This is a genomic window from Caballeronia sp. 11_S32 (genome assembly GCF_056930355.1).
The window spans coordinates 1-26,000 of record NZ_JBXOWH010000008.1 but is presented as its reverse complement, the minus strand read 5'-3'; the positions used below and the strand labels follow the sequence as shown (position 1 = coordinate 26,000).

Below are 26,000 nucleotides of genomic sequence, written 5' to 3'. Positions count from 1 at the left end.
GTCCAAGAGTTGGTTCGCTGAGACGCGGAACCCGCTATGGCCCATGGACGCTTCGACCCTCGGCAGACGTAGGTGTACGAACGGACCATTGCCATGGTGCTTGTCAGTGGCGGTGGCGTCGCCCCAGCATCTCGAAATTCAACCGACATCAAACGAAAAGGTTTATGACTACAGAAATCAAACCCAGCTGGGAGACGTCAATCAGCGACGTCGAAGAAGCGAGTGTCTTTATCCGTGGCTACGATTTAGGCGAGCTAATCGGAAACCTTTCGTTCGCATCTGCGTCGTTCCTGCTCATCCGCGGAAAGATTCCGACCCCTGGGCAGTCGAAAATGATGGAAGCGGTGCTCTGCTCAGTACTGGATTACTCACTGAAAAAGCCTGGGACCGTCGCAGCGCGATATTGTGTGTCCGGTAATCCCTCCATGGTGGCCGGGCTGGCAACGGCCATTCTATCGGCTGGAGAATACACACTCGCGCCGGACGCAAGCGGGGAATTCATCGCCTCGACCTTTGCGCAGTACGCGAAGGAGAAAGTGTCGATTAGCGACGCTGCTGAGGCGCTTGTGACGGGACTGCGAGCAAGCGGGAAGCGAGTTCCTGGCTTTGGTCACCCAAACTTCAGGTTTCTGGACCCGCGTGCTCAGAAGCTCAAGACCATTGCACAGGAAAATGGTGTCTGGGGCGAGCTGTGCGATTGGTACGAGGCGATCCATGCTGCGTTCATCAAGCAAGCAAATAAGCCGGACCTCGTCATTAACGAGGTCGGAATGATGGCTGCGATTCTCGCGCAAATGGACTTCACACCCGCAGAGATGACCGGTCTGGCGCTCATCTCGACCATGCCTGGAGTAGTAGCTCATATTTCGGAGGAACTTCGTAGCAAAGTTCGGATCCGGACGGTGCAAGACAGAGATGCCAACTATCGACGTGTCCGCCATGACCTGAAGAGCGACCTTAGTTCGGCGGGATGGTGAACCGCGCAAGCGCGATTCCTACAGGTGGAACACAGCGCATAAAGGCTGGCCACTTCTTACGTGTTTGAGAGCGACCGGGAGGGGCACGACCCGCGCCCGAATAACACACCGCTGCGACGAATTGTACAAGTCCTTCGCGTGTTCCTCTCTGCGCAGATGCGGGCTACGTGAAGGACGGAACTACTACGAGGCGAACGACATTGAGGGTTCGTCTTTCAGTGATTTGAACCGGCGCCGGAAGTCAATTAGGGAGAAATCCATGCAAACGAATCAATGGGTTGTAAAGGTTACGCTTACCGCGGTTGTCCTTTGCGCGTCGGCGGTTGCTAATGCGCAAGAGTGCAAGCCTGCACATCAGTTTAAGACGGTCGTTCCCGGCACGCTAACCTTGGTGAGCATGTCGTTTCCCCCGTTCAACATTCCTGGGCCAAACGGGTCTTTGTCAGGTGTCGAAGGCGACCTACTGGCCGATTTTGCGAAAAAGGAATGTTTGAAGATCAACACGCTCGTCGTCGACGCCGGCTCAGCGATTCAATACCTTATTACCAATCGCGCGGATATCGCTGCGGCATCGTGGTACAGAACCGCGGCGCGTCAGCAGGTTGTCGCAATGTCCGATCCCCTCTATCTTGACCAGCTTGCCATTTATTCGAAGCAAGGATACACGAAGATCTCCCAGATTGAAGGGAAGAGCGTCGGAGCCATCACGGGGTACAACTGGATCGCGGACCTGCAGAAGACACTCGGCGACAATCTAAAGCTTTATCCGAACCCTGTAGCTTTGGCTCAAGACCTCTCCGCCGGTCGAGTAGAAATAGGAATCGATAGTTACGGCACGGGCGTCTACGCGCAGAAAAAAGGCGGCTACTCGGGATTCCAGATCAAAATTGGAGAGCCTGACGAGCGAATTCGTGCAACCATTCAGTCCGCTCAGGTCGCGTTCCTTTATGGGAAGAGCAGCACGGAACTGGGCAACGCACTCAACAGCTTCATCGCGTCGTCGCATAAGGACGGCACGTTGGTGAAGATATTTAAGGATTACGGCCTCGATCCGAAGCTACTTGACACTGGTGCTCCCAGGTACATTCAGTAAATCGAATACGTATATATCTCGGGAAAATGATCCTTGCTCGTGCGGGCAGGGATTGAACTTCAACGGACGGAAGGTGTAATGGCAACTACGGAAAAAAGAGTCGCGATCGTCACTGCGGCTGGAAAGGGAATTGGTGCCGGGATCGCTCGTCACTTAACGGAAAGCGGTTACGTCGTTTCTCTTATGTCTCCCTCCGGAGCCGCAGAAAAGCTTGCTGCCGAGCTCGGCGGTATTGGCATTACCGGCTCTGTTACGTCGACGGAAGATATTCAACGTCTAATCGACAGCACTCTCGAGAAATACGGTCGCATTGACGCGCTCGTAAACAACACAGGGCATCTGCCGTCCGGCGACTTGATGACGCTTCAGGACGACCAGTGGAGCACGGGCTTCGAAATGATTCTTTTGAATACCGTTCGAATGCTTCGCCTGCTTACTCCGGAGTTTCTCAAGGCAGGCGGCGGCGCCGTGGTGAACATCTCGGCGTACGGGGCAGTTGCACCGGAGCAGGCGTTCCCTATTTCGTCAGCGCTGAGAGCGAGCCTCAGCTCGTTCACTCGACTCTACGCAGAGCGCTATGCGGCCAAAAACATCCGCATTAACTCCGTACTGCCCGGATTCGTGGACAGCTGGGACGCGCCGCAAGAAATCATCGATCGAATTCCAATGGGCCGGATTGCTACGGTCTTGGAGATCGCGCAAGCAGTGGAGTTCCTTCTTTCAGATAAGTCGACCTACATCACCGGTCAAAACATTCTCATCGACGGGGCGCTGGTCAACACGATCTGACGTCGTTCTCGTCACAAGCGGCGAGGTCCGGTCGGGTGGTCAGGCAATCCGATGCGGGACGCTCATTTCGCCAACGATTATCTGCATAGCTGGGGGAATTAATCATGCGTTGTAAGGCAGCAATCCTTTACGAGTACGGGACACCACTGCAAGTTAAGGAGATCGAGATCGATGACCCTCGCGAGGGCGAGGTGTTAGTCAAGGTTGCCGCAAGCGGGGTCTGCCATTCCGATCTGTCCGCCGCGAAGGGCTTATATGGCGATCTTTTGCCAGCGGTTCTCGGGCATGAGGGCGCCGGTGTGATCGCAGCTGTAGGCCCGGGTGTCACGAACCTTTCCGTAGGCGACCATGTAATTTTGTCATGGAAGCCGCATTGTGGAAATTGTCGCAGTTGCACTCGGGGAAGGCCGAACCTGTGCGAAGGTGCGAATTGGATTGATACTGGCAAAATGAAAGACAACACTAGCCGGTATCGTTGCGACGGTAAGGAAATCCTCCATTTCGCAGGCATTTCGACGTTTGCGGAGTACACGGTTGTACCGCAGGAACTTGCCATCAAGATCGATAAGAGCCTTCCTTTGGTGCCAATGTCTCTCGTTGGCTGCGCCGTTACTACTGGAGTTGGGGCAGCCGTTAACACCGCACACATTCAACCCGGCGACGCTGTGGCCGTAATCGGTTGTGGCGGGGTGGGCCTAAGTGCCATCCAAGGTGCTCGAATTGCAGGAGCGACGACTATTATCGCCATCGATCGTTCCTCCGGCTCCCTTCAGCTCGCAGCGAAACTTGGGGCAACTCACACCGTTAACTCCAGCGAGGAAGATGCGCTGCAGACGATTCTGAAAATCGTTCCCGGCGGCGTCGATACAAGCATCGAAGCCGTCGGTCGGCAAGAGACAATGGAGCTTGCTGTCGCGATGCTGCACCGCGGAGGCGAGGCAATACTTGCGGGCGTGGCCCGACCGGATGTTGAGGTCAGCTTCACTCCTTTCGTGCTTGTTCGTCGCGAACATGAGATTCGAGGAAGCTTCTATGGCTCTGCGACGCCAGAAAAAGACTTCCCTCGGTTCGCGGAATGGTATCGCGAAGGAAAGCTGGATCTCGATTCAATGGTGAGGATCCGAGCGCTTGACGAAATAAACGACATCTTGAAGGAACTCGATACAGGTGCGCTTGGCCGCAGCGTTATCCAATTCAGTTAGTCGGTAGGGAGATGCTTTTGTAGATGCGACAAGAGCATCGCCTCACGCGACCTATTCCGCTCGATCTGACTGGCACCGCCACGTCGGCCGCGGGCATCTCACATTGTGAGCTCCGTTCGTCCGCAAAGCTTCTTATGCGCGAATGCGTCCTTCATCAGGGTGGGGAGGGTGAATGGATTGTTCAAAACCTCGCGCGTTAGTCCAACTTAGAATTGAGGTCGTGAATTCGCTCCCCCTAGTCTGGCGACAAGTGGTGGTTCATCGTCATGTCCGCCTATCCACGCTGAGCCGTATCATCGTCGCCGCGATAGGCTGGGAGGGTGGTTATATGCACGAATTTAGGTTCCGGAATCGCGCCTATGGGTGGCCCGACACAGAAAAAGCCACCCATGTGCCAGCGCTAGATGAGTGGCGCGTCAGCCTTTCCTACGCTCTCGAGCGGAGCAACGTCTTTTCCTATCGCTATGGTCTCCATCAAGGATGGCTGCTTATGGTGACGGTCGAAGCGGTAGATTGCGACGCTGAAGTTCTAAGCGTTCCGTGGTGCGTCGACGGTGCGACTGAGTGTCCAGACGAAGATCGTAAGATCGAACCAGCGTATTGTGGGGGCTCGCGTAGTCCAGAAGGTGCAATCTTCTCCGCGATTAGCGGTGAATTCGATAAAAATGGCGCGAACCGAAGGCTTCGCCGCAGTTGAAGTGCAACGGTTGTCGGAATCGCGCGGATGTGAACTCAGGCGCAACAGAAGATGAGGATCGGTGCGCGTTCCTGCCATCGGAAAACGATTGAGTGAACATCTTCTAGCGCACGTTAGAATCGGCTGTCGCGAAGGGTAAAATCAAGTGTTGACGTTCCCCGGTGTCCACTTCCGGCGTTCCTTCCAGTCTGCCGGCAAATCGCGAAACCTCGCTAAGCTAAGCTGTTCAACCGGAAGGTTCGTTCGCCCGTCCAGTGCCATCTCAGCGAGGGCCTTGCCAACGCTGGGCGCCAAGCCGAAGCCGTGACCTGACGTCGACGCAACTATCATTCCGCAGCTGAAACGGTCCACCACCGTTGAGACGTCGGGCGTGATATCCACCACGCCTGCCCAACTGCGAAGGATGTTGACATGCGAGGTTGCAGGGAGCAACTCCAGTAGCCGACGCGCCATATTCCGGACGATTGGTGTGTTAGGCTTCGAGGGCTCAGCAGCCAAGTCTACGCCTACCCACTCGTGTGGTCCGCCATTGAAATGGATGTTCCCTCGGCGCGTCTGGCGGAGCGACAGACCATTGCCTACCATCGCAACGTCAAACATCGCAGGAACCGGTGTTGTGATCATTGCTTCGACACGCATAGCGGCGATTGGAAGGTATTCGCCCACCATTTTAGCCACTGATCCAGCGAACGCGCCCGCGCAGTTCACGACAGTTGTTGTTGCAATCCTTCCTGTTGATGTATTGACAGCGACGATCTTGCCGTTCTCTAGCAGGATTTCCGTTACTGTCGTTCCTTCTCGTATCTCGCCTCCGCGATCGAGCAACGCCCAAGCGAACGCTTGCGCTGTTCGCTGCGGATTAGCGTGTCCGGCATGTGTGGTATGGATGCCGGAAATCACATTTTCGCTCAACTGCGGAACGATCTTGCGAGCCTCGGCGCCGTCAATGAAACGGAAGGGGATGCCAGTACTCTTGAAGGTGTTATAGGTTTCGGAGAGCTCAGTTTCCTCCTTCGGCGAGAGGGCTACCCACAGCCGGCCTCCCGGGTTCCATTCCGTTGGGTAACCAAGTTCCTCGTCCAAGGTTTCCCAAATCCTCTCAGCCTCGAGTGCAATTGGCGTTTCAATCGGCGTTTCGCCGCGAAGCGAGAGAAATCCGGTTGCTCTGCCGGAGGCTTCCCATGCAACGCGGCTTTTCTCGCAGACGATGACCCGCGCCCCCGATTTTGCTAGCCAATACGCGGCAGACAGGCCAATTATCCCTGCGCCAACTACGACAACGTCAGCTGTTTCCATAAAGGGTACCGAGGTATTATTTATAGGGGCATCCGCAGCGGCAAGACGGAGCGTTTAGTGCGTGGAGTGAAGCCAGATCGGCCAACGGGCTCTGAACTCTTCGCTCTCGTCGTCGGCAGCGAAGGCACTCACCGATATTGGCCGAACGGGGCATCGGTAGGACCCCGGCAACATCATCGACAATTGACGTCCCGTCGCATTGGCAATGAGCATCAACGATTGGTCGCGGCATCGCTTACCTTGACAATGACCCATGCCCACTCGCGTCAAGCGCTTTGCGACGTCTTGGGAGCGGGCGCTTTCTGCACCAAGAGTGCTGAGGCTTGGTGCGGGGCCCTGGAGTGACGAGTTTAAATATCGTGGCGCCGAAAGCTCTATCAATTCGCGACGCGTGACATCCTCGCACTGGCAAATGTTCACGTCGATGCCCTGCACGCGGAGGAACGACTCTAGCCACTTGGAAGGATAAAATGCGCCCGCGAGTTCCGATGGCGTGTCCGCCAGGTGGCCGGGTTCCTTGCAATTGTCGGACGCCGCCGCCGTCGCAGCAGCTCTTCCCTGTTGAATCGCGAATTCAGCGTCAAGCAAAGACGCCTCAGTGATACCTGCGGCGTCGCCTACAACATATACATCGGGGATCGACGTCCGCAGGTTGCTAGATAGCGCCGGAATCCAGCCTCCGCGTTTCGCATCGAATATCACGCTGCAACCGGAGAGCGCTGACAACTCGATGTTGGGGGCGATACCGATGGCCAGGCAGATTGTGTCACAGGCAAGAATGTGTCGCCTGTCACTGTCGACCAGGTCGACAACCTCCACCCCTTCAACGGACGAGCTGCCTACGGCCTGCGCAATGGTTGTCGACTTGAGGAACGGCACTCCCGCCACGATTAACTCTTCTGCGAGGCGCGCGTCTCCTTTTATTTCCGGCTCGACTTCTAGGATTGCCCGTACCGACAGGCCCCGATCCAGTGCTAGCTTAGCCGTGCGCAGACCCAGATTCCCGCTTCCCACAACGACGATACTCGTCCCATCGAATGCTTCGTATCGCTCCATAAGTGCAGACATACCGTTTGCGCCAATAACGCCAGGAAGATGCCAACCGGGAAAGGAAAGAACAAGGTCGCGTGATCCTGTGGCTAAAATCAACCGGTCGTATGTCAATAGCCGAGTGCGCGCGCCGTCGCTTAAGCCCAGCTCGTTATTATGTTGACCAGCGTTGTTGCTACCGGGTAGGAAACTTCCCCAAACACAGGTTCCTGTTACGACGTCAACCCCTTCTTCAACGCAAGCGAAGAGCGACTCATTAGAACTTAGGACGCGCTCTGCTATAAGACTCTCGTCGTTTAGAACTGATGGCAGACGACCTCCATAGAAATACGGAGCGTCCAGGCTCATTTGGCCGACGCTCTGAGGATGCTCATCGATAAGTGTGACGTCCATACCGAGTGCGGTGCCTTGTAATGCCGCCGCGCACCCGGCCGCGCCTGCGCCAACGACAACCAAGCGTTTTCTGTCAGACATTGTCCGCCCCGAGAGTTCCGCGTATTTCTTTAACACGCTCTATAAACGCAGGTAGAACCTCGTGCACATCGCCCACAACTCCGTACCGCGCAAACCTGAAGATTGCCGCTTCGGGATCGTTGTTGATTGCCACTATGGTAGTTGAAGAGGAGATTCCTGCCATATGATGCACCGCGCCGGAGATCCCCACTGCAAAGTACACGTCGGGGCCCACCTTCAGTCCGCTGAAGCCGATCTGTTTCGATGGAGCAAGCCATCCCATCTCAACTACTGCACGGCTTCCGCCGAGCGCCGCGCCCAACACGCGAGCGGCGTCTTCGACAGACTTCCATTTTTCTTTTGCACCGACTCCCAAACCACCTGACACGATCACGCGTGCAGACTTCAGCGACGGTCCGTCGGTCGCAGCATCTGGAATCTCAGAGAGAACCGTAACAGATGATTGAGCATTAGGAAGAGCGATCGCAATCACCTCACCAACCGCGGTCGGTTGCGATGCAGCCGTGAGGGCATCCGTCGTGAGGGTGACCATCTTAAGGCTGCGAACCAAGCGGAATTCCGCGAACGCAGCTCCTCCGCTAATCGCTTTCACGGCCGACAAACTCCCATCGGCGAAACTTAGCTCGCAGCAGCCAGTGACCAGGGATGCGCTCAGACGTGATGACAGGGTTGAAACCCATTCATTGGTTTCAACCGTACTTGGGAATAGGACCACGTTAGCGTTGCATTGCGCTATGAATTTCGCGGCGGTCGCAACCCAAACTTCAGCTTCGTAGTGTTCCAGGCTAGCGTCGTCGGTGCAAAAGACGGGCGCACCGATAGTCGATAGATCAGCAGCGCAGTCAGTCGCTCCTGCTCCGATAATGGCGCCATACAGAGAGACACCCATTTCCTGTGCGAGCTTTTTTGCGACCGCGGCAATTCCGAGAGATCCCTCTGACAATCGTCCTTCGGCGAGCGTCGCGAAAAATAATACGCCAGCCATCAGATCACTCCCTCGGTGATGAGCCGATCCGCAAGGGCTCGACCCGCGGACCGACCGTCGACTCCTGAGACCCAATCTGTTCGAACCGCAGGCGCGTCCCTAAAGAAAATCCTGAGGAGTTCCACACTGGGTTGGATTTGTCCCTCAAGCAGCTCATCTGCGGTCCATGTTGAGATCTGTACTTTCTTCGACTGCATTACGCCTTTCAACGAGGGGGAGCGGGGCTTGTTGAGCTCACTAGACACGCCGAGCAATGCGGGCAGCATTACGCGAACTCGCTGAACGCCGTTATCCGTGATGCGATCCGCTACAACGAATGCTTCGGTAACTTCTTCAATGTTCCCCACCGGTGAGACCGCGGGCAAACCCAGGCTGTGAGCAAGCCGAAGGTGAGTCTGTCCAGAGTCAGAATCCGACGCTTGGCGCCCGGACAGTATGAGGTTCGCCACAGGCAGCTTTTTTGCGACCGCTGCAAGGAGCGCGGCGACCAGCGCCGGATCAGAGTCAACGCCCTGCGGCCCGGAGACGTGGTATGCATGGTCCGCTCCCATAGCAACCGCCCGGCGCAGGTGCGTGATAGATGTTTGACTGCCAACGCTGACCACAGAAACGGTGCCGCCGAGTCGCTCACGGATCCGAAGCGCCTCCTCGACTGCGTTGACGTCGTAGCCGTTCGCTACTTCGCTCACGCCAGAAGGTGTGTTGAGGGACTTTCCGTCGGCACTGATGTGAAGTCGATCGACTGGGATGTTTGGATCGTGAACCTGCTTGAGCGTCACTAGGATATGCATGACTTTTCGAAGCCTTGATCGAGAGAGGGCGTCGTTCTGCTTATTCCGCGAACAACGATTGCAGGTGCTCCATACTATCGACGCATTCGCTTAGCATTTCAGCGAAGACTTGGCGAACGGACGTTTGCGATCCGATATCACCGACAATCTGGCCCACCGCATAGGTCCAAAAATCCATTCTGTTAGAGCGCTCGGCGCGACGCATCGGCTCACCCGCCAGTATCGACTGGAGCGGAAATTGGAGGGGTTTAGGGCTATCCGCGCGTTCCCAGCTATCTGTGTACGCGCTCTTAAGGATGCGGCATGACTTGCCAGTCAAAGCTTTGCTAACCACTGCATCTGTGGACTTTGCAGAGAAGAGTCGTTCCTTCATATGGTCGTCGAGTTCGCTCTCCCTCGTTCCAAGCCATATCGAACCGCACCATGCGCCGGCAGCGCCTAGAGCCATCGCTGCTAAAAATTGCTTGCCACGTCCTATCCCTCCGGCGGCGAGAACGGGCAGCGGAGCTACCGCGTCAACTAGTTGCGGCCAAAGAACCATCGAAGAGACGGAGCCCACATGCCCACCTGCTTCGCTTCCCTGCCCGATGATAACGTCAACTCCAGCAGCTTGTTGCTTCCTCGCGTGCTCAACTGAGCCCACCAAGGCACCCACTTTGATGCCCTTCGAGTGAATGAGATCAATGACATGGCCGGGCGCCACACCCATAGCGCCGACCACGAATTTGACAGGATGGCGCAGGGCAATTTCCAGAGACCGCTCACTGTCGCGCGGCGTCATCATCATCTTTTGAGCGTGTTCTTTCCCGAACTCGCGCGCGTCGTCCACTGTAAGCCGAGCAATCCCTGCATTGTCAAAAAGGTTTTGGACGAATTGACGATGCTCTGCGGGCAGGATCTGTTCGGGGTCGCGCCCGTCATCGAGCGCTGCGAAACTGCCCGGGAATACGACATCCACCCCATATGGTTTCCCATCAATGTGTTCGTCGATCCAGTTCAACGAAATCTCGAGTTCCTCTGGGGTCATCCATGCGGCGCCGAGCACACCCATGCCTCCTGCCTTGGACGCCTCAACAACCACATCCCGGCAGTGAGAGAAGGCGAAGATTGGTACTTCGATTCCGAGCATTTCCGTTACTGCAGTGCGCATCATCGCAACGCGTCTCCTTTCAGCAAAGGTTGTAGGACGTCGCTCTCCGCGTTGAATGCAGGTCACTTTAGCGCGACCCCGATTTAGCGTCGACGCTGCCTAGATCGAGGCTGGAGTAGAGGCGCTTAGCGAACTTAGGTACACATGGATACGGAGAAGACGCTTTTTTAGACTCAGCAGTCAGTATGCATCAAAGTTGTGGTGTGTCGAAGGTTTTTTCGCAGGCAAGATGTGAGGGAGCAAGTCAACGGGGTGTCTGGCGATCGTCTGATAGTAAGCGGCCGCATGTCAGAGGATTTGAAAGACTCACTCAGTTCGCCGTGAAATGCCCTGTGTTCGCGGAGGAAACGACAGCCGACGCTGATAACGTTCGGGCAATGGGATCATGGCATCCCGCTCAATCGACTTACTGAGCGATTCTCGTAGTACAGCGTTCATCCCGATTGACCGCCGGGATTGAAGACTTGCATGAACGGCGATCTGCTCAAGCGTCGAGATAAGCTGCCGATCAGGGAGCCGACACATCTCATGGAGCATCAGTATTCGCTTGTTGTCGCCGTCCAAGAGCCGCATGTTGAGCTCTAACTGGTCGCCGCTTTTCGTTTCCTGATAGTAGCGGACATTCGATTCAACAACGAAGAACCCACAGTTGGTCGAGCGAGTGTAATCGGCCCCAATGCCATACTGGTCCCACAGTTGATAGCCTGCTCCGTCCATCAACTCGACGTATCGGAACGCGGTCATATGTCCGTAGAGATCCGTCCAGTGCGGCAGTACGGTGAGGCGCAGGAAGGGACGCAGAATATCTGGGGCGGGGTCAACCATCGCGGTACTCCATCTATTGAATCAAAAGAAACCTTCGTCACACATGTCTTCGCGAGAGCCACGTTTAACAGACGGGAAAGTACCTACTAGACATATAATCTGACTGGTGAGTATAATTCACTTACGATGTCTTTTGCAATGAGGCAGTGATTGTGCCAGGTGGCAAGCGTCGAACCATTGATCTTGGCCAGCGTGACCATTAGGTATGTTTAGCAGTTGTTTTTCTGATCAGGTTGTATTCCCGTACCCCTGAGGTTGGCGCTGTGATGCGAGGCATCAACTTCGCGTGAGTTGTCTTTCAGGACAATTCGGCGCAGCGCTTTCTTCCGACCGGTGGAGTGTTTGGGACGTTGGGTTCTCATCCGCTCGGCGTTCCTTTTTTCTGTGTGATGCTCCATGCGGAGCTTCTTTCAATTCGGCCCCGCTGTTAGCGCTTCTTGAAAATGGTGCGACTGCGCTGAGAGAACTGGCTTCAACGGGGATCGCGATGCAAAGCGGCATACCTGAGGGAGCCGTGCGGGCGACTACATCCAGAAGATTTTTGCGGTGAGCCAAGGGAGACTGACTATTAAGACCGCGCCATCCCAATTATCTTCTGGCAAATGTGATGTCGAACCGCGCAAGTGTGCTCTCGGATTGGCTGGCGCAGCGAATTGATCGCGGCAACGGCCAGCCGATCTATCGGCAATTGCACCGGCTCCTGCAGCAGGCGATCCTCACACGTGAACTGACAGCGGGCGCAAAGGTGCCGTCGTCGCGGCTGCTCGCAGCCGAATTGGGCGTCGGTCGAAACACGGTGACCCAGGTCTACGAACAGCTCGCGCTTGAAGGTTACGTATCGTCAGCCACTGGTCGCGGCACCTTCGTTGCGGATAATGCGCACGATGAAATCCTCCTCGACGACGCACCGGTCCCAGCCGCCACGCCGGTGCCCTCCGACACCCAATCGACGCTCTCCGCACGCGGTGCACAGCTTATTGAGGGTGCAGGCTTTTCTAAGCGCCAGGGCGGCGCATTCATGCCTGGCGTGCCGGACGTGTCGCGCTTCCCGTCCCGTGTATGGAATCGCTTGTATGCCAAATACTGGCGTAGGGCTTTGCCCGAGCTTTTGACCTACGCGCCGGGAGGGGGGCATCTGAGCTTGCGGCACGCGCTGGCGGAGTATCTCCGCACTTCGCGCTCCGTGCGCTGTACACCGAGACAGATCATCGTGACGACCGGCATTCATCAGTCGATCGACCTCGCCGCTCGCCTGCTCGCGGATCCTGGCGACACAATCTGGACTGAGGATCCTTGCTATTGGGGCGTGCGCAGCGTTATGCAGGTGTCCGGCCTCAACTTAAAAGCAGTTCCTGTCGACGGAGAGGGCATCGCGCCCACATCCGCCGATCTGTCTTCGCCGCCGAAGCTGATACTGGTAACACCGTCGCATCAATATCCGCTTGGCATGGTGATGAGTCTCGCGCGTCGTCGCATGTTGCTCGAATATGCGCGCCAACATCGCTGCTGGGTTATCGAGGACGATTATGACAGCGAGTTTCGCTACAGCAGTCGCCCACTTGCATCTCTGCAAGGCATGGATGCGAATGGTCAAGTGATCTATGTCGGCAGCTTCGGTAAGACGTTGTTTCCGGGACTGCGCATCGGCTATATGGTCGTTCCCGAAGCGCTCGCAGAGAGCTTTGCTATCGCGAGCGCCGAGCTCTATCGCGAGGGGCAGTTACTGCAACAGGCTGTGCTCGCGGAGTTCATCGAACAGGGGCATTTCACTACTCACATTAGACGTATGCGCACGCTTTACGGTCAGAGACACGACGTCATGCTCGAGACTATTGCTCGGCGTTACGGCGACACGCTCACGATTGCGGGCGGCGACGCAGGGCTACATCTCGTGCTAAAGCTGCCCGGATATGTTGACGATTTCGCCCTTGCCAGCGCTGCGCTCGCAGAGGAAATTGTAGTGCGACCGCTGTCGAGCTATTACGCGCATAGATCAGACGCGCAGTCTGGCTTGCTCATCGGATACGCGTGTGTGCCGGACGATGAAATCGCGCCAGCGTTCGGCAGACTAGCAGATGTCATCGACCGGTTCTTGCAACGCGTTGCAGATTGACCGACCTTTGTCCGTTGCGAGATTAGATTGGTGAGGGAGCAGGGAAAGCGGCGCTGCGTCAGGGCATGGAGTTCTATGGACCGCCTACTTCCGCCCTGACAACCTGCATGGTAGACGGTCCACGAAGCACAAATTTGAAAAGCCTGCTGCGCCAGTTCCACCGCTGTTGGTCATCGGCTTTGTCGTTGGAGATCAGCTGAGCCTTACTGAAGGACGCACCCTTTCTCGTAGCCACTGACTCACCGCATACATGGCCGCGCGCTTGAGACCGGTCAGACCCATAATGTGTCGGCGGTAAAGATGCTTGTAGCAAGTCGTTGCTACCCATCCATCGATGAACAAAGGCCGGCTAAGCAGTTCGCTCATCAGAGCCCCAGACGCACCGGCGCGTCCGAACGAGACCAGCGTACCCTGATCGCGATATTCGAAGAGCGGCACGGTGCGGCTGTCGAGACGACGCCCGAGTGCGTCGGCGAGATAGACGGCCTGCTGGAAGGCAGCTTGCGCGCGCGGTGGAACAAATGCGTCGCCATCGCTCGCCGCGGGACACGCCGCGCAGTCGCCCATCGCGTAGACGCCCGAGTCGGCACTGATCTGCAAGCGCCCGTCGACAACAACTTGACCCAGCCCGTTCAGCGGCAGGCCTTCGAGCTCACGCAACACGGCCGGTCCCTCCACGCCGGCTGCCCAGATGGTAATGTCGCTGGCGAGCTTTTCACCATTGGCGGTGGTCACCGCCCCGGCATCCACCGACTTCACCCGACAACCCAGCCGCAGTTCAACACCGAGCCCCGCGAGAACATCCTGAGCTCGCTGCGAGATACGCTCCGGCAGCGCGGGCAACAGGCGCGGCGCGCCTTCCAGAAGACGGATGCGGATATCGTTGGCCGGATCGAGCGAGGCCAGATGATAGTCGCGCACCATCTCCGCAGAACCGCGGAGCGCGGCCGCCAGTTCGACCCCGGTCGCGCCACCGCCGATCACCGTCACGGAAACCGACTTCTTGCTGGCATCATGTGCGGCGAGGCCTGCATGGCCGGAGCGTAGCAGGCTCGACAGCAAACGCCGCCTGAATGTTTCCGCCTGTTCCACGGTCTCCAGCGTCAGCGCGTGCTGCTTCGCCCCAGGAATTGAGAAAAAGTTCGTAACGCTGCCGAGCGCGAGCACGAGGGTGTCAAAGGCGAGGGTTCTGCGCGGCAGCAGGGACCGGCCTTCTCTATCGATGGTCTCGTCAATGATAATCTCACGGCGTCTGCGATCGATGCCCGAGAGTGCGCCCTGCTCGAAGCGAAAGTGATTCCATTTCGCGTGCGATGCATAGTCGATCTGATGGCTCGATGCGTCAATTTGCCCAGCGGCGACTTCGTGCAGCAGTGGCTTCCAGAAGTGTGTCGGAAGACGGTCAACAAGGACCACTTCCGCACGGCGCCGCTTGCCGACCTCATTGCCTAGGCGCGTGACTAGTTCCAGTCCTGCGGCGCCGCCGCCAACAACCACAATACGGTGCGGCGTATCAACATGGTGTCGCACGTAACGGTTCAACGTCATAGCTTCCTCGGACGCTTCAGTCAGATGAAAAGGCGTGATCGAACTGCGCGGCGCCGCGACGCAACGCGTCGCTCAACGGCACGCACTGGGTGATGCCTGAGCTCCGTGCCTCTTCAAGTCCGCATTCGTCGGCTCCAACGGCGACAACGCGGTGCGCGGGCGCCTCCAGCGTATGAAGCGCCACTGCGTAGCGCGACCCGGATTCGCTCGCAGACAGGATCGAAGAGAAGTATGTAATGCCGTCCTCGCCGAGCGTTTCGCTGATGGCGTCGTTCAACCTCGCTGCATTAAGCTTACTCACCAACAGAAGCGGGTAGCCGTCGTCCCGCGCGTTTTTCAGAAAGCGCTTGAGCGCCGCATCCTGTGCGCGTTTCACGGTCGGTTTCTCCTGCGAGCCCGAGCGCGTCCATACAGTGTCCATGTCTGCCACGATCGCATCGATAGTCATCTTCAAATCTCCAAATCGTTGAAAGCATTGTCGAAGCGAGCCGGAACGACGCTTGACCAACTCGTCTTAAAAAGATACCGTCGGGTACGAATTTGAACAATTTAGTATTTATCACCGACCCATAAGTTTCTACTAATGCTAAAGACGACGACTTTTCGGCAGTTGCGGACGTTGCAGACTGTCGCGCGCGTGGGCAGCATTTCCGGTGCAGCCGAGGAACTGCATCTAACCCAGCCGGCTGTGTCGTTGCAGATTTCACTTTTGAGCGAAGCAGCAGGGACGCCCCTTATGCGCCGCGTGGGGCGTGCGGTGCAGCTCACCGCCGCAGGCGAGGTGATGGCACGCTACGCTAATGAGATCCTGAGCCTGTGGAACGAGGCCGGCGAGGAAGTTGGGGCGCTGCGAGGTGAGCTGGGCGGCACGCTGCGCATCGGCGCCATTACAACGGCAGAATATCTCGTGCCCCCGCTGCTCGTCAGATTCACGAAGGACAGGCCGGGCGTGAAGTTGCAGTTCCGCATCGGAAATCGAGACGACATCGTGCGCATGCTTGCGGCGAACGAGATTGATCTCGCGATCATGGGTCAACAACCGCGCGAGCTTCGCACAAGTGCGTCAGCATTCGCGAAGCATCCTATGGCGTTCGTCGCTGCTCCGTCCCATCCGCTCATGCAGAAAAAGCGACTGGAACTGACTGACTTGGAAGCGGCGAATCTCCTTGTGCGTGAACGCGGCTCGGGCACGCGGGTGACGATTGAGGCACTCTTTAAGGACGCCGGCCTGAAGTTGCACGCGGCTTCCGAACTTTATAGCAACGAAGCGATCAAGCAACTCGTCGAAGCGGGCCTCGGCGTGGCATTTCTTTCGCTGCACGCATGCGCGCTGGAGATGCATGCGGGACTTCTTTCAACTCTTCCTATACCCTCTACACCGATCGAGCGGGCTTGGTACGTCGTGCACATGTCCGAGCGGCGCCTGCCCCAGGTTGCAAATGCGTTTCGCGAGTTCTTAATTCAAGCAGGAGACAGAGGAGACGATGTCACGTCATTGAAACAACGTAGCAAGGTGACTGCGCGCTACAAAACACCAAGCGCGCGGTAAATGCGATTCAGCAAGGTAGATCATTGAGTCGCGGCGGATGGAATACATCGTTGCGGACACTCCAGCGGAATGCCCACACCGCGACTTTATAACTGGTACCGACGTCAGATTCGAACATCCACGAAGCCAGTCCGGATTTGAGTACTAGAAAGATTTCCATCGTCTCCGCTCGGGTCACATTCTCTTAGGGTCTGTGCTTTCGTCGGATTGAGTGCCTTTTGTGCGGCCGCGCACTTCATCACGTCGAACGCTTTTGCCTCGTTACGCAGAGCGGCGGGTGCTAACCCTCTAGAGGCAGACTCCTTGCGACCGTCCTCAGTTCGTCGACAAACTCACGCGCGATTTTAGATAACGGCCGGCCCTCGGCGACTACAGCCGTTGGACGGAGGTAGATGGCCGGAGCAAAGGATCTCATTACCAGGTCGGGGAAGATGCCCGACGCAATATGAAACGGGTCAATCAACGCGATTCCGTTACCTTGCGAGACAAGACAGCAAGCCGAGTATGAGTGATTTGCGGTGACTCCCACTCGGAACCCGACTTGGGCATGACGAAAGGCCTCCCGAACTAGCGTATTTATCCGTGTGTCATCTGGAAACGTTAAGAGCAACTCGTCTCGCAACATAGCGGGCGTGACGAGTTGCGCAGTTGCTAAAGGATGGTCTCGGCGCATAACGCATCCGATTTCTGTCGTGCAGAGGTCAAAGTGTTCAAGCCCGGCAATCTCGGGTGCAAGGTCGAGCACTCCTAAAGCGACCTGTCCAATGCGCACGGTTTCGAGCACCAGCTTCGTGCTGTGCACCTCTAGGTCGAAACGAACCGCGGGGTGTCGCTGTCGAAAATTGGTTATGGCTCGCGCCACGAGCGTTGCGGAAAGATTGGAAACTGTTGAGAGGACAATGCGCCCAGCATGACCCTGCCGCACCTCCGCCGCTAAGTTTTGGAGGTTGTCCATGTCTCCGAAAATCCTCTCAATCTCAGCATAGAGGAACCTCGACTCCTCGGTCGGGATAAGCCGCCCCTTCAATCGCGTAAAGAGCTCCACGCCGAGTTCGTCCTCTGCCATTTGGATGGATTTCGTGACAGCGGGTTGCGTCAAGCACAGCGCGCGCGCTGCGCCCGAGATCGAGCCGGTTCGGAGGACGGCTCGAACCGCTGCAAGGTGGCGAATGCTGAGCATAGGGTTTACCCGCCTATAGAAAAAAGTTTGTTCTACCCGTCCAAAATACAATTAGACGTCATAGTTTTGCAACCCTAGACTGCATCGAACCCTTCCACACGACCGGGACCGACACGTGACAACCGAACAAATTAACTGGCGTGAACGCGCACAGAACCTTCGAATTGAAGCTCGCGCATACATCGACGGACAGTACGTTGATGCGATTTCCGGACAGACATTCGAGTGCCTCAATCCGGCAACAGGTCGAGCGATTGCCACAGTTGCATCATGTGACGCCGCCGACGTCGACAGAGCAGTTAAGTCCGGGCGGCGTGCGTTCGAAGCCGGTGATTGGTCACGCGCTAATCCACTCGAGCGGAAGAAGGTGCTTCAACGCTTCTCTGCGCTGATACTCGAGCATCGCGAAGAACTGGCACTGCTTGAGTCATTGAACGTTGGCAAACCCATTACCAACGCGTTCAATGGCGACATGGTGAGTTCGGCAGCGACCATCCAATGGTATGCGGAGGCCATCGACAAGGTGTACGGCGAGGTCGCCCCGTCAGGTCATGAGATGACGACGATGGTCATACGGGAGGCGCTGGGCGTGGTCGCGGCCGTCGTACCGTGGAACTACCCGCTATCCATGGCGTGTTGGAAGCTCGGGCCGGCGCTCGCAACCGGGAACTCGGTGATTCTGAAACCCGCAGAGCAGTCACCGCTAACTGCCATCCGAATCGCCGCCCTGGCGACCGAGGCGGGGATTCCGAAGGGCGTACTCAACGTGCTACCTGGATTCGGCGAGACGGCGGGAAAAGCCCTCGGTCTTCACATGGACGTTGACGCCGTGGCCTTCACTGGGTCAACCGCCGTGGGCAAGCTGTTCATGCAGTACGCCGGACAGTCGAACATCAAGCGCGTTGGTCTCGAATGTGGTGGCAAGAGTCCCCACATCGTCCTGGCCGATTGCCATGACCTTGATTCGGCCGCACGGTCGGTGGCAGCGGGCATCTTCGCTAACGCCGGGCAAGTTTGTAATGCCGGCTCGAGACTGATTGTCGATAAGAGCATCTCGCAAGCGCTTCTCGAACGAGTAGTCGTGCATGCGGCAAACCTTCGACCCGGGGACCCGCTTAATCCGGAGACGCGCCTCGGCGCAATCGTCAGCCAGAAGCAGCTTGATGTAGTGACCTCGTATGTTCAGGCGGGCAAAGCCGAAGGCGCAAAACTGCTTGCTGGAGGCGAACGCGCTCTGGAAGAGACCGGTGGCTACTTCATGTCTCCGACAGTCTTCTCCAATGTCGCGCCAAGTATGCGCATCGCTCAAGAGGAAATCTTCGGTCCCGTGCTGTCGGCGATTGAAGTGAATGGTCTAGATGAAGCTATCTCAGTTGCTAACAACACGAGCTACGGTCTCGCTGCCGGCGTCTGGACTGACAACGTCAAGAGTGCCCTACATGCGTCGCGTATGTTGCGAGCTGGCGTGGTTTGGGTGAACTGCTTCGACCGCGGAAGCATGGCCGCGCCATTCGGCGGGTTCAAGCAATCTGGGTTCGGACGCGACAAGTCGCTTCATGCATTCGACAAGTACACGGACTGGAAGTCAATTTGGATTGCCCACTGAGTCCATTTCCCTCGCGGAGAATGACCTATGAAAAGCAAAACGCTTAACGAGACCGTCAAGGCCGGCGCATCACGGCGTCACTTTATGAAGGCAGGAGCGGCCCTCTCTGCCGGAGCGGTCCTCGGATACGTTCCGACAACTCGCGCCGCTCAGTCGATTACCGTCACCTGTTGGGGTGGTGACTACGAGAAGAACGTGCGCGCGTGTTTCGCTGAGCCCTTCACAAAGGAGACCGGCATTGGCGTGAACATCGTCAACAATGCCGACCTCACCAAGATGAAGGTACAGGTGCAGAACAAGAATGTTTCTTGGGATGTGTTCGACAGTATCGGCCCCCACATTCTTTCTGGTTCGAAGGACGGTATATGGGAGCCTCTCGACAAGAGCATCGTGAACACGTCTGACCTGTTGGTGCCGGGCGGTGCGGACTACGTCGGTACCTTTCTCTTTGCTGCCGGCATCGCCTACGACCCGAAGCGCTTCCCTGCAGGCAAATACCCGCAAAACTTCAAAGAGTTTTGGGACCTCCAGCGTTTTCCAGGGCGCCGCGCACTGCGGCCGCGGGTCAGCGAGATGCTTGAAATCGCGCTGGTTGCTGACGGTGTGGAGCCCTCAAAGCTTTATCCGCTGGACGTCGACCGCGCCTTCCGTTCGCTCGAGAAAATCAAAACCAGCGTGCGGAAGTGGACCGAAACGACGCCGGAGACCATCTCGATTGTGCTCAACAACGAGGCGGACTTCTCCTACACCTTCGTCACCCGTGTTGTTCCATCGATGCAAGCCGGGAATTCCATCAACATTTCACTGGCGCAGACGGTGAATGCCATCGAGTACCTCGCTGTGCCGAAATACTCAAAGAATCGCGAAGCTGCTATGAAGTATCTGGCGTTCGTACTTCGCCCTGACCGCCAAGCAGAATTCTCCAATCGCATGTTCTTCTCGCCGAACAACAAGAAGGCGCAGCCGATGGTGGTCGATGCGACCAAGAAGTATCTTCCGGACATGAACAACCCTAACAACATCATCATCAATGATGCGTGGTGGGCGGACCACTTCGAGACCCTTCAAAAGCGTTTCACCGCTTGGATGCTCACCTGAGATATGCAGTCGAGCAAGCTGTCCTCGATTCTCTTGGGCAGCTCATCTAAAAGTGTTTCGAGGTTCGATATCCTATGACGAACTCGCTCGACCGGCGATACTCCATCGCGCTCTTGCTTCCCGCTTGTCTCTTGCTTATGGTGTTCTTCTTTTATCCGCTGGCAGTCGTAGCTTGGAAAAGTTCATACAACGAAGGTTTTACCCTTAACGCATACAGAGGCCTGTTCGAAACGGACTTGTTCATGCAGGTGCTCCGCACTTCAGCATGGATTGCCCTTGTCGCTACGTTGATTAGTGTCGCCGTCGGATACTGTTTGGCCGCTTTAATCGCAAGAGCGTCAGGACGGAAGCGGATAGCTTTGATTACTTGCGTTATGTTGCCGCTTTGGACGAGTGTGCTCGTTAAAAGCTTTGCACTCACCATCGTTCTTGGTGACAGCGGCATCGTGAACCGGCTCCTCATCGCTCTATTTGGTGATGGAGCACGGCTGTCAATGATTTTCAACAGAGCGGGCGTCATCATTGGGATGGTCAATTATCTGTTGCCGTTCGCAGTCTTTCCAATTCTCGCGAGCCTCTTGGGAATTGACCCCTTACTCAAACGGGTCGCCGAACTCATGAATGCCGGCCCGGTTCGAATCTTCCTCAAGGTTACGTTGCCGCTGAGCATGCCTGGAGTGTTCGCGTCGGCGCTCATGACGATGACACTGGCCATGGGAATGTTCGTCACTCCGGCACTACTCGGGGGCAGAAAGGACCTGATGATGGCGAACTTAATCGACCTCTACACGCGACAGATACTTGATTGGCAAGGCGCATCGGCGATTGCAATGATTCTTCTAGTCGCATCGATGGTCCTGATTCTTTTGCTCCTCAGAGTTCAAAAGGACGAAGCGCTGCAACGGGAGACAGCTTGATGAATAGTTACGTCCAACCCGGATGGCGTTTCCTTACGACCTTCGTTCCAACAGCTGTCGCCGTGGCCGGTCTGGCGTTCCTTCTTGGCCCTATTATCATCGTTATGGTCCAATCGGTGAATGGGCCTGGTGAGCTAGTCTTTCCACCGAGGCATTTCAGCTTCGACCTCTATGAGCAGTTCTTCACGAATCGAGAATGGTGGGGCCCAGCGGTGCAGAGCATATGGGTCGCATTTCTCACCTCGACGCTCGCGCTTACCGTGACGTTGCCCGCTGCGTATGCGCTCAATCGAACGAACTTCAAGGGTTCGAAGGTCGTCCAGATGATGTTTGTGGCTCCGATGCTCATCCCAGTCATATCGTTGGGGCTAGGTGTATACATCTTCTTTTCGAGTGTCCGCCTCGATAATTCGACGCTTGGATTGGTGCTTACACATAGCACGCTGGTCATGCCGTTCATGTTCATCTCAATTGGTGCTGGCATGCGGCAGACCAATCCGACGCTCGAATCGGTGGCGTTGCTGATGGGCGCTAGCCGAACGAGAACGTTCTTCCAAGTTGTCGTGCCGCAACTCAAACCCTCGATTTTCGTCGGGCTGCTTTTTGCTTTTCTGATGTCATTCGACGAGGTTGTTGTTGCGTACTTCATCACTGGACCAGAGACCACGACGCTTCCAGTGAAGATGTACAGCGCCATCCGCTGGGAGGTATCTCCAGTTCTGACCGCAATTTCCACGATTCTGACGCTCGCGTCGCTCGGAATCTGCCTGGTCATCCTAGCAATCAGAGAAGCAAATCCCAACGCTTGATAAAAAATGGCTTACCTTAGAACAATCTCTACTCCGGTTCCTCCTGTCGACGTGCGCCGTCGCAAGATTGAAAGTGAGCCGCTTCCTTCCAACCTGCATGCGGTCCTTAGGGACGCGGCCGCAGAATGCGGCGACCGCGTTCTCTGCAACTTCTTCGAACTTGGCGAGACCATTACATATCGAGACTTCCTCGAACGGGTCGAACGAATTGCGTGTGGACTGCAGGCGAGCGGCGTCGGTAGAGGAACACACGTCGCCGTGCTCATGCCGAACATTCCGGCGATGCCCTTGACGTGGCTGGCGCTTGCGACACTCGGCGCCGTGATGATTCCAGTGAACATCAACTACATGCCGCGGGAATTCACGTACGTTCTTACCAATAGCGATGCTGAGTTCATTGTTGCGCATGAATCGGTCATCGAGCGCCTCGAAACGTCCCTCGCCGATGGGGCCGTGAATATTGACAGTTCCAAGATTTTTCTAAAAGGCTCCAAGACTGGCGCCTACCGAGACTGGGAGGAACTCGTTCAAGCAGAACCAACACAACTGCAGACTGCTGCCGTCAACCATTCGAACTTACTTAACATTCAGTACACCTCAGGTACGACCGGGTTTCCGAAGGGATGCATGCTGACGCAAGAGTATTGGCTCGTGAGCGGGAAGGCGAACGCGTTCCGAGATGGCCGCTCATACTCAAATATCCTCGCACCGACTCCGTTTTACTACATGGACCCGCAGTGGATGCTGGTCATGACGATGTTCCAGCGGGGGACGCTGTTCGTGGCGAACAAGCAAAGCGCATCTCGCTTCATGACTTGGGTCCGCGAATACGACATCAACTTCTGCCTCTTTCCCTACCTTGTGTACAAACAGGAAGAGCATCCTGACGACGCCGAGAATGAGCTCGTTCGCGCGAATGTCTACGGCGTGCCTCGAGAGTTGCATGCGAAGATTGAAGAGCGTTTTGACTTGGTCGCACGCGAAGCATTCGGGATGACCGAGGTGGGTCCTGCGATGTTCATGCCTATCGAGGCGGTGGACATGGTTGGCTCTGGCTCCTGTGGCGTGCCGTCGCCATTCCGGGAGTGTGTCGTGGTTGACGAGAGCGGTAATCCAGTGAAACCGGGGGAGATAGGGGAGCTTTGTATCCGCGGTCGCGGCATCATGCTTGGCTACTATAAGAACGAGGAGGCAACCAAGGCTTCGTTCGTTGGCGACTGGTTCCGAAGTGGCGACGCGTTCCGACAGGACGAGCGCGGCTATTTCTACATCCAGGGTCGGTACAAAGATATGATTCGACGAAGTGCGGAGAACATTGCCGCGCGTGAGGTCGAAGCGGTTCTCAATGGAATCCGCGAGGTATCGGAGTCGGCTGCGGTTCCCGTGCCCGACGCCATTCGTGGGGAGGAGGTCAAGGCCTTTATTGTCTTGGCGGCAGACGTTGAGCCTACGATGGAGACAATATCGAGCATTATTCACGGGTGCACGGAGAATCTCGCAAAGTTTAAAGTCCCGAGGTACTACTCGTTTGTCGAATCGCTCCCGAAGACGGCATCACTGAAAATTGCGAAGGCAGAACTTCGCGAGCGAGCCGCCGACGTGACCGAGATGACCTATGACAGAGTCGAAGACCTCTGGATTAAGAGTGCGACGGGGAGATGAAGGCATGAGTGAAGAGTTCGACGTCGTTGTCGTCGGCGGTGGCCACAACGGGCTTGTGTGCGGCGCATATTTGGCCAGAGAAGGCAAGCGAGTTTGCGTGCTCGAGCGCAAGTCTCAGGTCGGCGGTGCCGTCGTTACGGAGGAACTTTGGCCCGGTTTCAAAGTGTCGACCGCCTCGTATCTGATGGCGCTTCTTCAGCCGAAGGTCATCCTCGACTTGGAGCTGAAGCGGCACGGCCTTGAGGTCATCCCTCTTACCCCTACCTTCCAGCCTCTATCCAGAGACCGTGCTTTCACGCTCTGGCCGGAGACGAGCCGCATAAGGGAGGAGATTGCACGCTTTTCACAATCGGATGCGCAGGCCTACCCGGACTACGTCGACTTCATGAAGGGAGTCGCAACGGTGGTGGGCGAACTGCTGTGGCAGACCCCCATCGACCCTAGCCTCGCTAGTTTTAAGGGGGCTTTCCAACTCGCGGCGTTCGGATGGAAGAACAAGGCGATGCTGGAAAGGGTCTACGACGTGTACGACCTGATGACGCTCAGCGCCTACGACTTTCTCAGCCGATGGTTTGAATCGGACGATGTGAAGACTGTTTTGGGTTTCTATGCTTCTGCAGCTGGTGGGAACACCAGCATGAAAACACCGGGTTCCGCCTACATCATGCTGCGCGGATTCCTGCGCGACAACTCGACGTCAGCGGGAGGAAGCGGTGTCATCAAGGGCGGGATGGGGAGCATCACTCAGGCGATTCTCAAGGACGGTCGCGAGCATGGCCTCGTCGCGCACTGCAATGCCGAAGTGGCGGAAGTCATGGTCGAGAACGGTCGCGCATCAGGAGTACGGCTGGTCGACGGTCGAACTTTCGAGGGGAAAGCCGTGGTGAGTAACCTTCCGGCCAAACTGCTGTTTCAGAATCTCATCCCCGAAGAAAACCTTTCGAAGGACTTCCTCAAGGAGGTCCAGCGAATTCGAGACCGTTCGACGGCCTACAAGGTTCATCTCGCTCTGAGTGGTTTGCCGAAGTTTCGCAATTTCGACCCCGCGCGTATGGGCTTTGCCTATCCTGCACTGGTGAAGGTTGGAACGGACATCGACTACATCGAGCGGTCCTTCGACGGCTCGAAATATGGCGAATTCGCGAAGAATCCCTGCTTGGCCGTGCTGACGCCCTCGGCTTTGGACCCGACGTTGGCACCGCCGAATCATCACGTGATGAGTATTTTCGGGTCCCACGCGCCTTACAGGCTTGCTACTGGGGAGTGGACGGACGCTGACCGGGACGCGCTCTACGAATGCACGATAGCGACGCTCGAGAGGCACGCTCCAAACATTCGTGAACTGATTTTGCATAGGCAAATCCTAGTCCCACCAGATTTAGAGCGGCTCTTCACGCTGCCGGGCGGGCATGTTCACCACGGCGAACTCAGCGCCGACCAAGTCTTCTTCAAGAGACCAATCAAGCACTACGCTGACTACCGTACGCCAATACGTGGCCTGTTCATGTGTGGCGCTTCCACTCATCCGGGTGGCGGAGTGACCGGGGTGCCTGGTCACAACGCCGCGAAGGTAATCAGCGACTTCCTTTCCTGAGTCATCCGCCCGACGTGAGAATGCCAAAGTTCAATGGATGAAGGCCATGATTGAATTTATTGATGTCTACAAGAAGTACGGAGAAGTCCAGGTACTTTCCAAAATCAATCTGAAAGTTCAGAAAGGGGAGTTCCTCACGCTGCTCGGACCGAGCGGCTCGGGAAAGACAACCTTGCTGAACATCGTGTCCGGTTTGTTGAAGCCTTCCGGAGGAACGGTACTGATTGATGGCAAGGATGCGGCCAACATGCGGCCCGGCGAGCGCGGCTTGGGGATGGTATTCCAGAATTATGCGTTGATGCCGCATATGACGGTCTTCGACAATATTGCGTTCCCACTGCGCGTGCGCAATATGCCGGAACGCGAAATCCGGCAACGGGTGAGCGATGTACTGAAACTGGTGCGCCTGTCGAACGTAGAGAAGCGGAAGCCAAAAGAGCTCTCGGGCGGGCAGCAGCAGCGCGTCTCCTTGGCCCGCTGCATCGTCTATAGCCCGACGCTCATTCTCATGGATGAGCCGCTCGGAGCACTGGATAAAAAGCTTCGGGAGCAGATGCAGTTCGAAATCAAGCAACTGCACGCCGAACTCGGAATC

23 protein-coding genes are annotated in these 26,000 nt (G+C 56.5%); 14 read left to right on the top strand and 9 right to left on the bottom strand.

The annotated features are described in order from the left end of the window. Positions 1–164 precede the first annotated feature (164 nt). From AC1Z32_RS41495 to AC1Z32_RS41475, 5 genes are all read left to right on the top strand, one after another. Positions 165–977, top strand: a complete 813-nt coding sequence (locus tag AC1Z32_RS41495) for a citryl-CoA lyase (protein WP_483484674.1) — start codon at positions 165–167, stop codon at positions 975–977. 259 nt (positions 978–1,236) lie between these two features. Then, positions 1,237–2,070 (top strand): substrate-binding periplasmic protein, encoded by an 834-nt coding sequence (locus AC1Z32_RS41490; RefSeq protein ID WP_483484673.1) that lies wholly within the window; start codon positions 1,237–1,239, stop codon positions 2,068–2,070. Between the two features lie 78 nt (positions 2,071–2,148). Beyond that, positions 2,149–2,859: an SDR family oxidoreductase gene (locus AC1Z32_RS41485; protein ID WP_483484672.1), complete on the top strand. Its 711-nt coding sequence runs from the start codon at positions 2,149–2,151 to the stop codon at positions 2,857–2,859. Positions 2,860–2,963: 104 nt separating this feature from the next. Further along, positions 2,964–4,061 carry a zinc-binding dehydrogenase gene (locus AC1Z32_RS41480; protein WP_483484671.1) on the top strand — a complete coding sequence of 366 codons (1,098 nt, stop codon included), beginning with the start codon at positions 2,964–2,966 and terminating at the stop codon, positions 4,059–4,061. A 172-nt stretch (positions 4,062–4,233) separates the two neighbouring features. After that, positions 4,234–4,758 carry a plasmid pRiA4b ORF-3 family protein gene (locus AC1Z32_RS41475; protein WP_483484670.1) on the top strand — a complete coding sequence of 175 codons (525 nt, stop codon included), beginning with the start codon at positions 4,234–4,236 and terminating at the stop codon, positions 4,756–4,758. 141 nt (positions 4,759–4,899) lie between these two features. Here the strand turns inward: AC1Z32_RS41475 and AC1Z32_RS41470 are convergent, their stop codons facing one another. The 6 genes from AC1Z32_RS41470 to AC1Z32_RS41445 all read right to left on the bottom strand — a co-directional run bounded on the left by AC1Z32_RS41470 (position 4,900) and on the right by AC1Z32_RS41445 (position 11,329). Beyond that, a complete protein-coding gene (locus AC1Z32_RS41470) occupies positions 4,900–6,054 on the bottom strand; it encodes an NAD(P)/FAD-dependent oxidoreductase (RefSeq protein WP_483484669.1) in 1,155 nt (384 codons plus the stop codon). Positions 6,055–6,108: 54 nt separating this feature from the next. Further along, entirely contained in the window at positions 6,109–7,578 is a 1,470-nt protein-coding gene (locus AC1Z32_RS41465; RefSeq protein ID WP_483484668.1) for an FAD-dependent oxidoreductase, read from the bottom strand. Beyond that, positions 7,571–8,563: an electron transfer flavoprotein subunit alpha/FixB family protein gene (locus tag AC1Z32_RS41460; RefSeq protein ID WP_483484667.1), complete on the bottom strand. Its 993-nt coding sequence runs from the start codon at positions 8,561–8,563 to the stop codon at positions 7,571–7,573. Before AC1Z32_RS41460 ends, AC1Z32_RS41465 begins: the two co-directional genes overlap by 8 nt. Next, positions 8,563–9,354 carry an electron transfer flavoprotein subunit beta/FixA family protein gene (locus AC1Z32_RS41455; RefSeq protein ID WP_483484666.1) on the bottom strand — a complete coding sequence of 264 codons (792 nt, stop codon included), beginning with the start codon at positions 9,352–9,354 and terminating at the stop codon, positions 8,563–8,565. Before AC1Z32_RS41455 ends, AC1Z32_RS41460 begins: the two co-directional genes overlap by 1 nt. Before the next feature lie 40 nt (positions 9,355–9,394). After that, the gene (locus AC1Z32_RS41450) at positions 9,395–10,507 is read right to left on the bottom strand and encodes an NAD(P)H-dependent flavin oxidoreductase (RefSeq protein ID WP_483484665.1); all 1,113 of its coding nucleotides are present in this window, start codon (positions 10,505–10,507) and stop codon (positions 9,395–9,397) included. A gap of 303 nt (positions 10,508–10,810) precedes the next feature. Further along, complete coding sequence (locus AC1Z32_RS41445) at positions 10,811–11,329, bottom strand: acyl-CoA thioesterase (RefSeq protein WP_483484664.1); 519 nt, start codon at positions 11,327–11,329, stop codon at positions 10,811–10,813. A gap of 607 nt (positions 11,330–11,936) precedes the next feature. Between AC1Z32_RS41445 and pdxR the strand changes: the two genes are divergently transcribed. Further along, a complete protein-coding gene (pdxR, locus tag AC1Z32_RS41440) occupies positions 11,937–13,442 on the top strand; it encodes a MocR-like pyridoxine biosynthesis transcription factor PdxR (RefSeq protein WP_483484663.1) in 1,506 nt (501 codons plus the stop codon). A 192-nt stretch (positions 13,443–13,634) separates the two neighbouring features. On the opposite strand, the gene AC1Z32_RS41435 is transcribed toward pdxR, so the two are convergent. Together AC1Z32_RS41435 and AC1Z32_RS41430 are read right to left on the bottom strand one after the other, a co-directional pair. Next, positions 13,635–14,990, bottom strand: a complete 1,356-nt coding sequence (locus AC1Z32_RS41435; protein WP_483484662.1) for an NAD(P)/FAD-dependent oxidoreductase — start codon at positions 14,988–14,990, stop codon at positions 13,635–13,637. 16 nt (positions 14,991–15,006) lie between these two features. Then, positions 15,007–15,438, bottom strand: a complete 432-nt coding sequence (locus AC1Z32_RS41430; RefSeq protein ID WP_483484661.1) for a hypothetical protein — start codon at positions 15,436–15,438, stop codon at positions 15,007–15,009. 135 nt (positions 15,439–15,573) lie between these two features. Between AC1Z32_RS41430 and AC1Z32_RS41425 the strand changes: the two genes are divergently transcribed. Then, positions 15,574–16,539, top strand: coding sequence for a LysR family transcriptional regulator (locus tag AC1Z32_RS41425; protein ID WP_483484660.1), 966 nt, complete (start codon positions 15,574–15,576; stop codon positions 16,537–16,539). 280 nt (positions 16,540–16,819) lie between these two features. Here the strand turns inward: AC1Z32_RS41425 and AC1Z32_RS41420 are convergent, their stop codons facing one another. Next, on the bottom strand, positions 16,820–17,719 hold the full coding sequence (locus tag AC1Z32_RS41420; protein ID WP_483484659.1) for a LysR family transcriptional regulator: 900 nt from the start codon (positions 17,717–17,719) through the stop codon (positions 16,820–16,822). A 115-nt stretch (positions 17,720–17,834) separates the two neighbouring features. Here AC1Z32_RS41420 and AC1Z32_RS41415 point away from each other — a divergent pair, with 115 nt between their 5' ends. From AC1Z32_RS41415 to AC1Z32_RS41385, 7 genes are all read left to right on the top strand, one after another. Beyond that, positions 17,835–19,325: an aldehyde dehydrogenase gene (locus AC1Z32_RS41415; RefSeq protein WP_483484658.1), complete on the top strand. Its 1,491-nt coding sequence runs from the start codon at positions 17,835–17,837 to the stop codon at positions 19,323–19,325. A gap of 27 nt (positions 19,326–19,352) precedes the next feature. Then, positions 19,353–20,423: an extracellular solute-binding protein gene (locus tag AC1Z32_RS41410; RefSeq protein WP_483484657.1), complete on the top strand. Its 1,071-nt coding sequence runs from the start codon at positions 19,353–19,355 to the stop codon at positions 20,421–20,423. Between the two features lie 74 nt (positions 20,424–20,497). Then, a complete protein-coding gene (locus tag AC1Z32_RS41405) occupies positions 20,498–21,340 on the top strand; it encodes an ABC transporter permease (protein WP_483484656.1) in 843 nt (280 codons plus the stop codon). Next, positions 21,340–22,149, top strand: coding sequence for an ABC transporter permease (locus AC1Z32_RS41400; protein ID WP_483484655.1), 810 nt, complete (start codon positions 21,340–21,342; stop codon positions 22,147–22,149). The genes AC1Z32_RS41405 and AC1Z32_RS41400 overlap by 1 nt, the downstream gene beginning before the upstream one ends. A gap of 6 nt (positions 22,150–22,155) precedes the next feature. Further along, complete coding sequence (locus AC1Z32_RS41395) at positions 22,156–23,811, top strand: class I adenylate-forming enzyme family protein (protein ID WP_483484654.1); 1,656 nt, start codon at positions 22,156–22,158, stop codon at positions 23,809–23,811. Positions 23,812–23,815: 4 nt separating this feature from the next. Next, a complete protein-coding gene (locus tag AC1Z32_RS41390) occupies positions 23,816–25,405 on the top strand; it encodes a phytoene desaturase family protein (protein ID WP_483484653.1) in 1,590 nt (529 codons plus the stop codon). 46 nt (positions 25,406–25,451) lie between these two features. Then, a partial coding sequence (locus AC1Z32_RS41385; RefSeq protein WP_483484652.1) for an ABC transporter ATP-binding protein occupies positions 25,452–26,000 on the top strand: 549 nt, incomplete at its 3' end.

Bases quoted from the DNA above. Each gene is read 5' to 3' on its own strand.
- AC1Z32_RS41495 (WP_483484674.1), top strand. From the start codon at position 165: ATGACTACAGAAATCAAACCCAGCTGGGAGACGTCAATCAGCGACGTC.
- AC1Z32_RS41490 (WP_483484673.1), top strand. From the start codon at position 1,237: ATGCAAACGAATCAATGGGTTGTAAAGGTTACGCTTACCGCGGTTGTC.
- AC1Z32_RS41485 (WP_483484672.1), top strand. From the start codon at position 2,149: ATGGCAACTACGGAAAAAAGAGTCGCGATCGTCACTGCGGCTGGAAAG.
- AC1Z32_RS41480 (WP_483484671.1), top strand. From the start codon at position 2,964: ATGCGTTGTAAGGCAGCAATCCTTTACGAGTACGGGACACCACTGCAA.
- AC1Z32_RS41475 (WP_483484670.1), top strand. From the start codon at position 4,234: ATGGATTGTTCAAAACCTCGCGCGTTAGTCCAACTTAGAATTGAGGTC.
- AC1Z32_RS41470 (WP_483484669.1), bottom strand. From the start codon at position 6,054: ATGGAAACAGCTGACGTTGTCGTAGTTGGCGCAGGGATAATTGGCCTG.
- AC1Z32_RS41465 (WP_483484668.1), bottom strand. From the start codon at position 7,578: ATGTCTGACAGAAAACGCTTGGTTGTCGTTGGCGCAGGCGCGGCCGGG.
- AC1Z32_RS41460 (WP_483484667.1), bottom strand. From the start codon at position 8,563: ATGGCTGGCGTATTATTTTTCGCGACGCTCGCCGAAGGACGATTGTCA.
- AC1Z32_RS41455 (WP_483484666.1), bottom strand. From the start codon at position 9,354: ATGCATATCCTAGTGACGCTCAAGCAGGTTCACGATCCAAACATCCCA.
- AC1Z32_RS41450 (WP_483484665.1), bottom strand. From the start codon at position 10,507: ATGATGCGCACTGCAGTAACGGAAATGCTCGGAATCGAAGTACCAATC.
- AC1Z32_RS41445 (WP_483484664.1), bottom strand. From the start codon at position 11,329: ATGGTTGACCCCGCCCCAGATATTCTGCGTCCCTTCCTGCGCCTCACC.
- pdxR (WP_483484663.1), top strand. From the start codon at position 11,937: ATGTCGAACCGCGCAAGTGTGCTCTCGGATTGGCTGGCGCAGCGAATT.
- AC1Z32_RS41435 (WP_483484662.1), bottom strand. From the start codon at position 14,990: ATGACGTTGAACCGTTACGTGCGACACCATGTTGATACGCCGCACCGT.
- AC1Z32_RS41430 (WP_483484661.1), bottom strand. From the start codon at position 15,438: ATGACTATCGATGCGATCGTGGCAGACATGGACACTGTATGGACGCGC.
- AC1Z32_RS41425 (WP_483484660.1), top strand. From the start codon at position 15,574: ATGCTAAAGACGACGACTTTTCGGCAGTTGCGGACGTTGCAGACTGTC.
- AC1Z32_RS41420 (WP_483484659.1), bottom strand. From the start codon at position 17,719: ATGCTCAGCATTCGCCACCTTGCAGCGGTTCGAGCCGTCCTCCGAACC.
- AC1Z32_RS41410 (WP_483484657.1), top strand. From the start codon at position 19,353: ATGAAAAGCAAAACGCTTAACGAGACCGTCAAGGCCGGCGCATCACGG.
- AC1Z32_RS41405 (WP_483484656.1), top strand. From the start codon at position 20,498: ATGACGAACTCGCTCGACCGGCGATACTCCATCGCGCTCTTGCTTCCC.
- AC1Z32_RS41400 (WP_483484655.1), top strand. From the start codon at position 21,340: ATGAATAGTTACGTCCAACCCGGATGGCGTTTCCTTACGACCTTCGTT.
- AC1Z32_RS41395 (WP_483484654.1), top strand. From the start codon at position 22,156: ATGGCTTACCTTAGAACAATCTCTACTCCGGTTCCTCCTGTCGACGTG.
- AC1Z32_RS41390 (WP_483484653.1), top strand. From the start codon at position 23,816: ATGAGTGAAGAGTTCGACGTCGTTGTCGTCGGCGGTGGCCACAACGGG.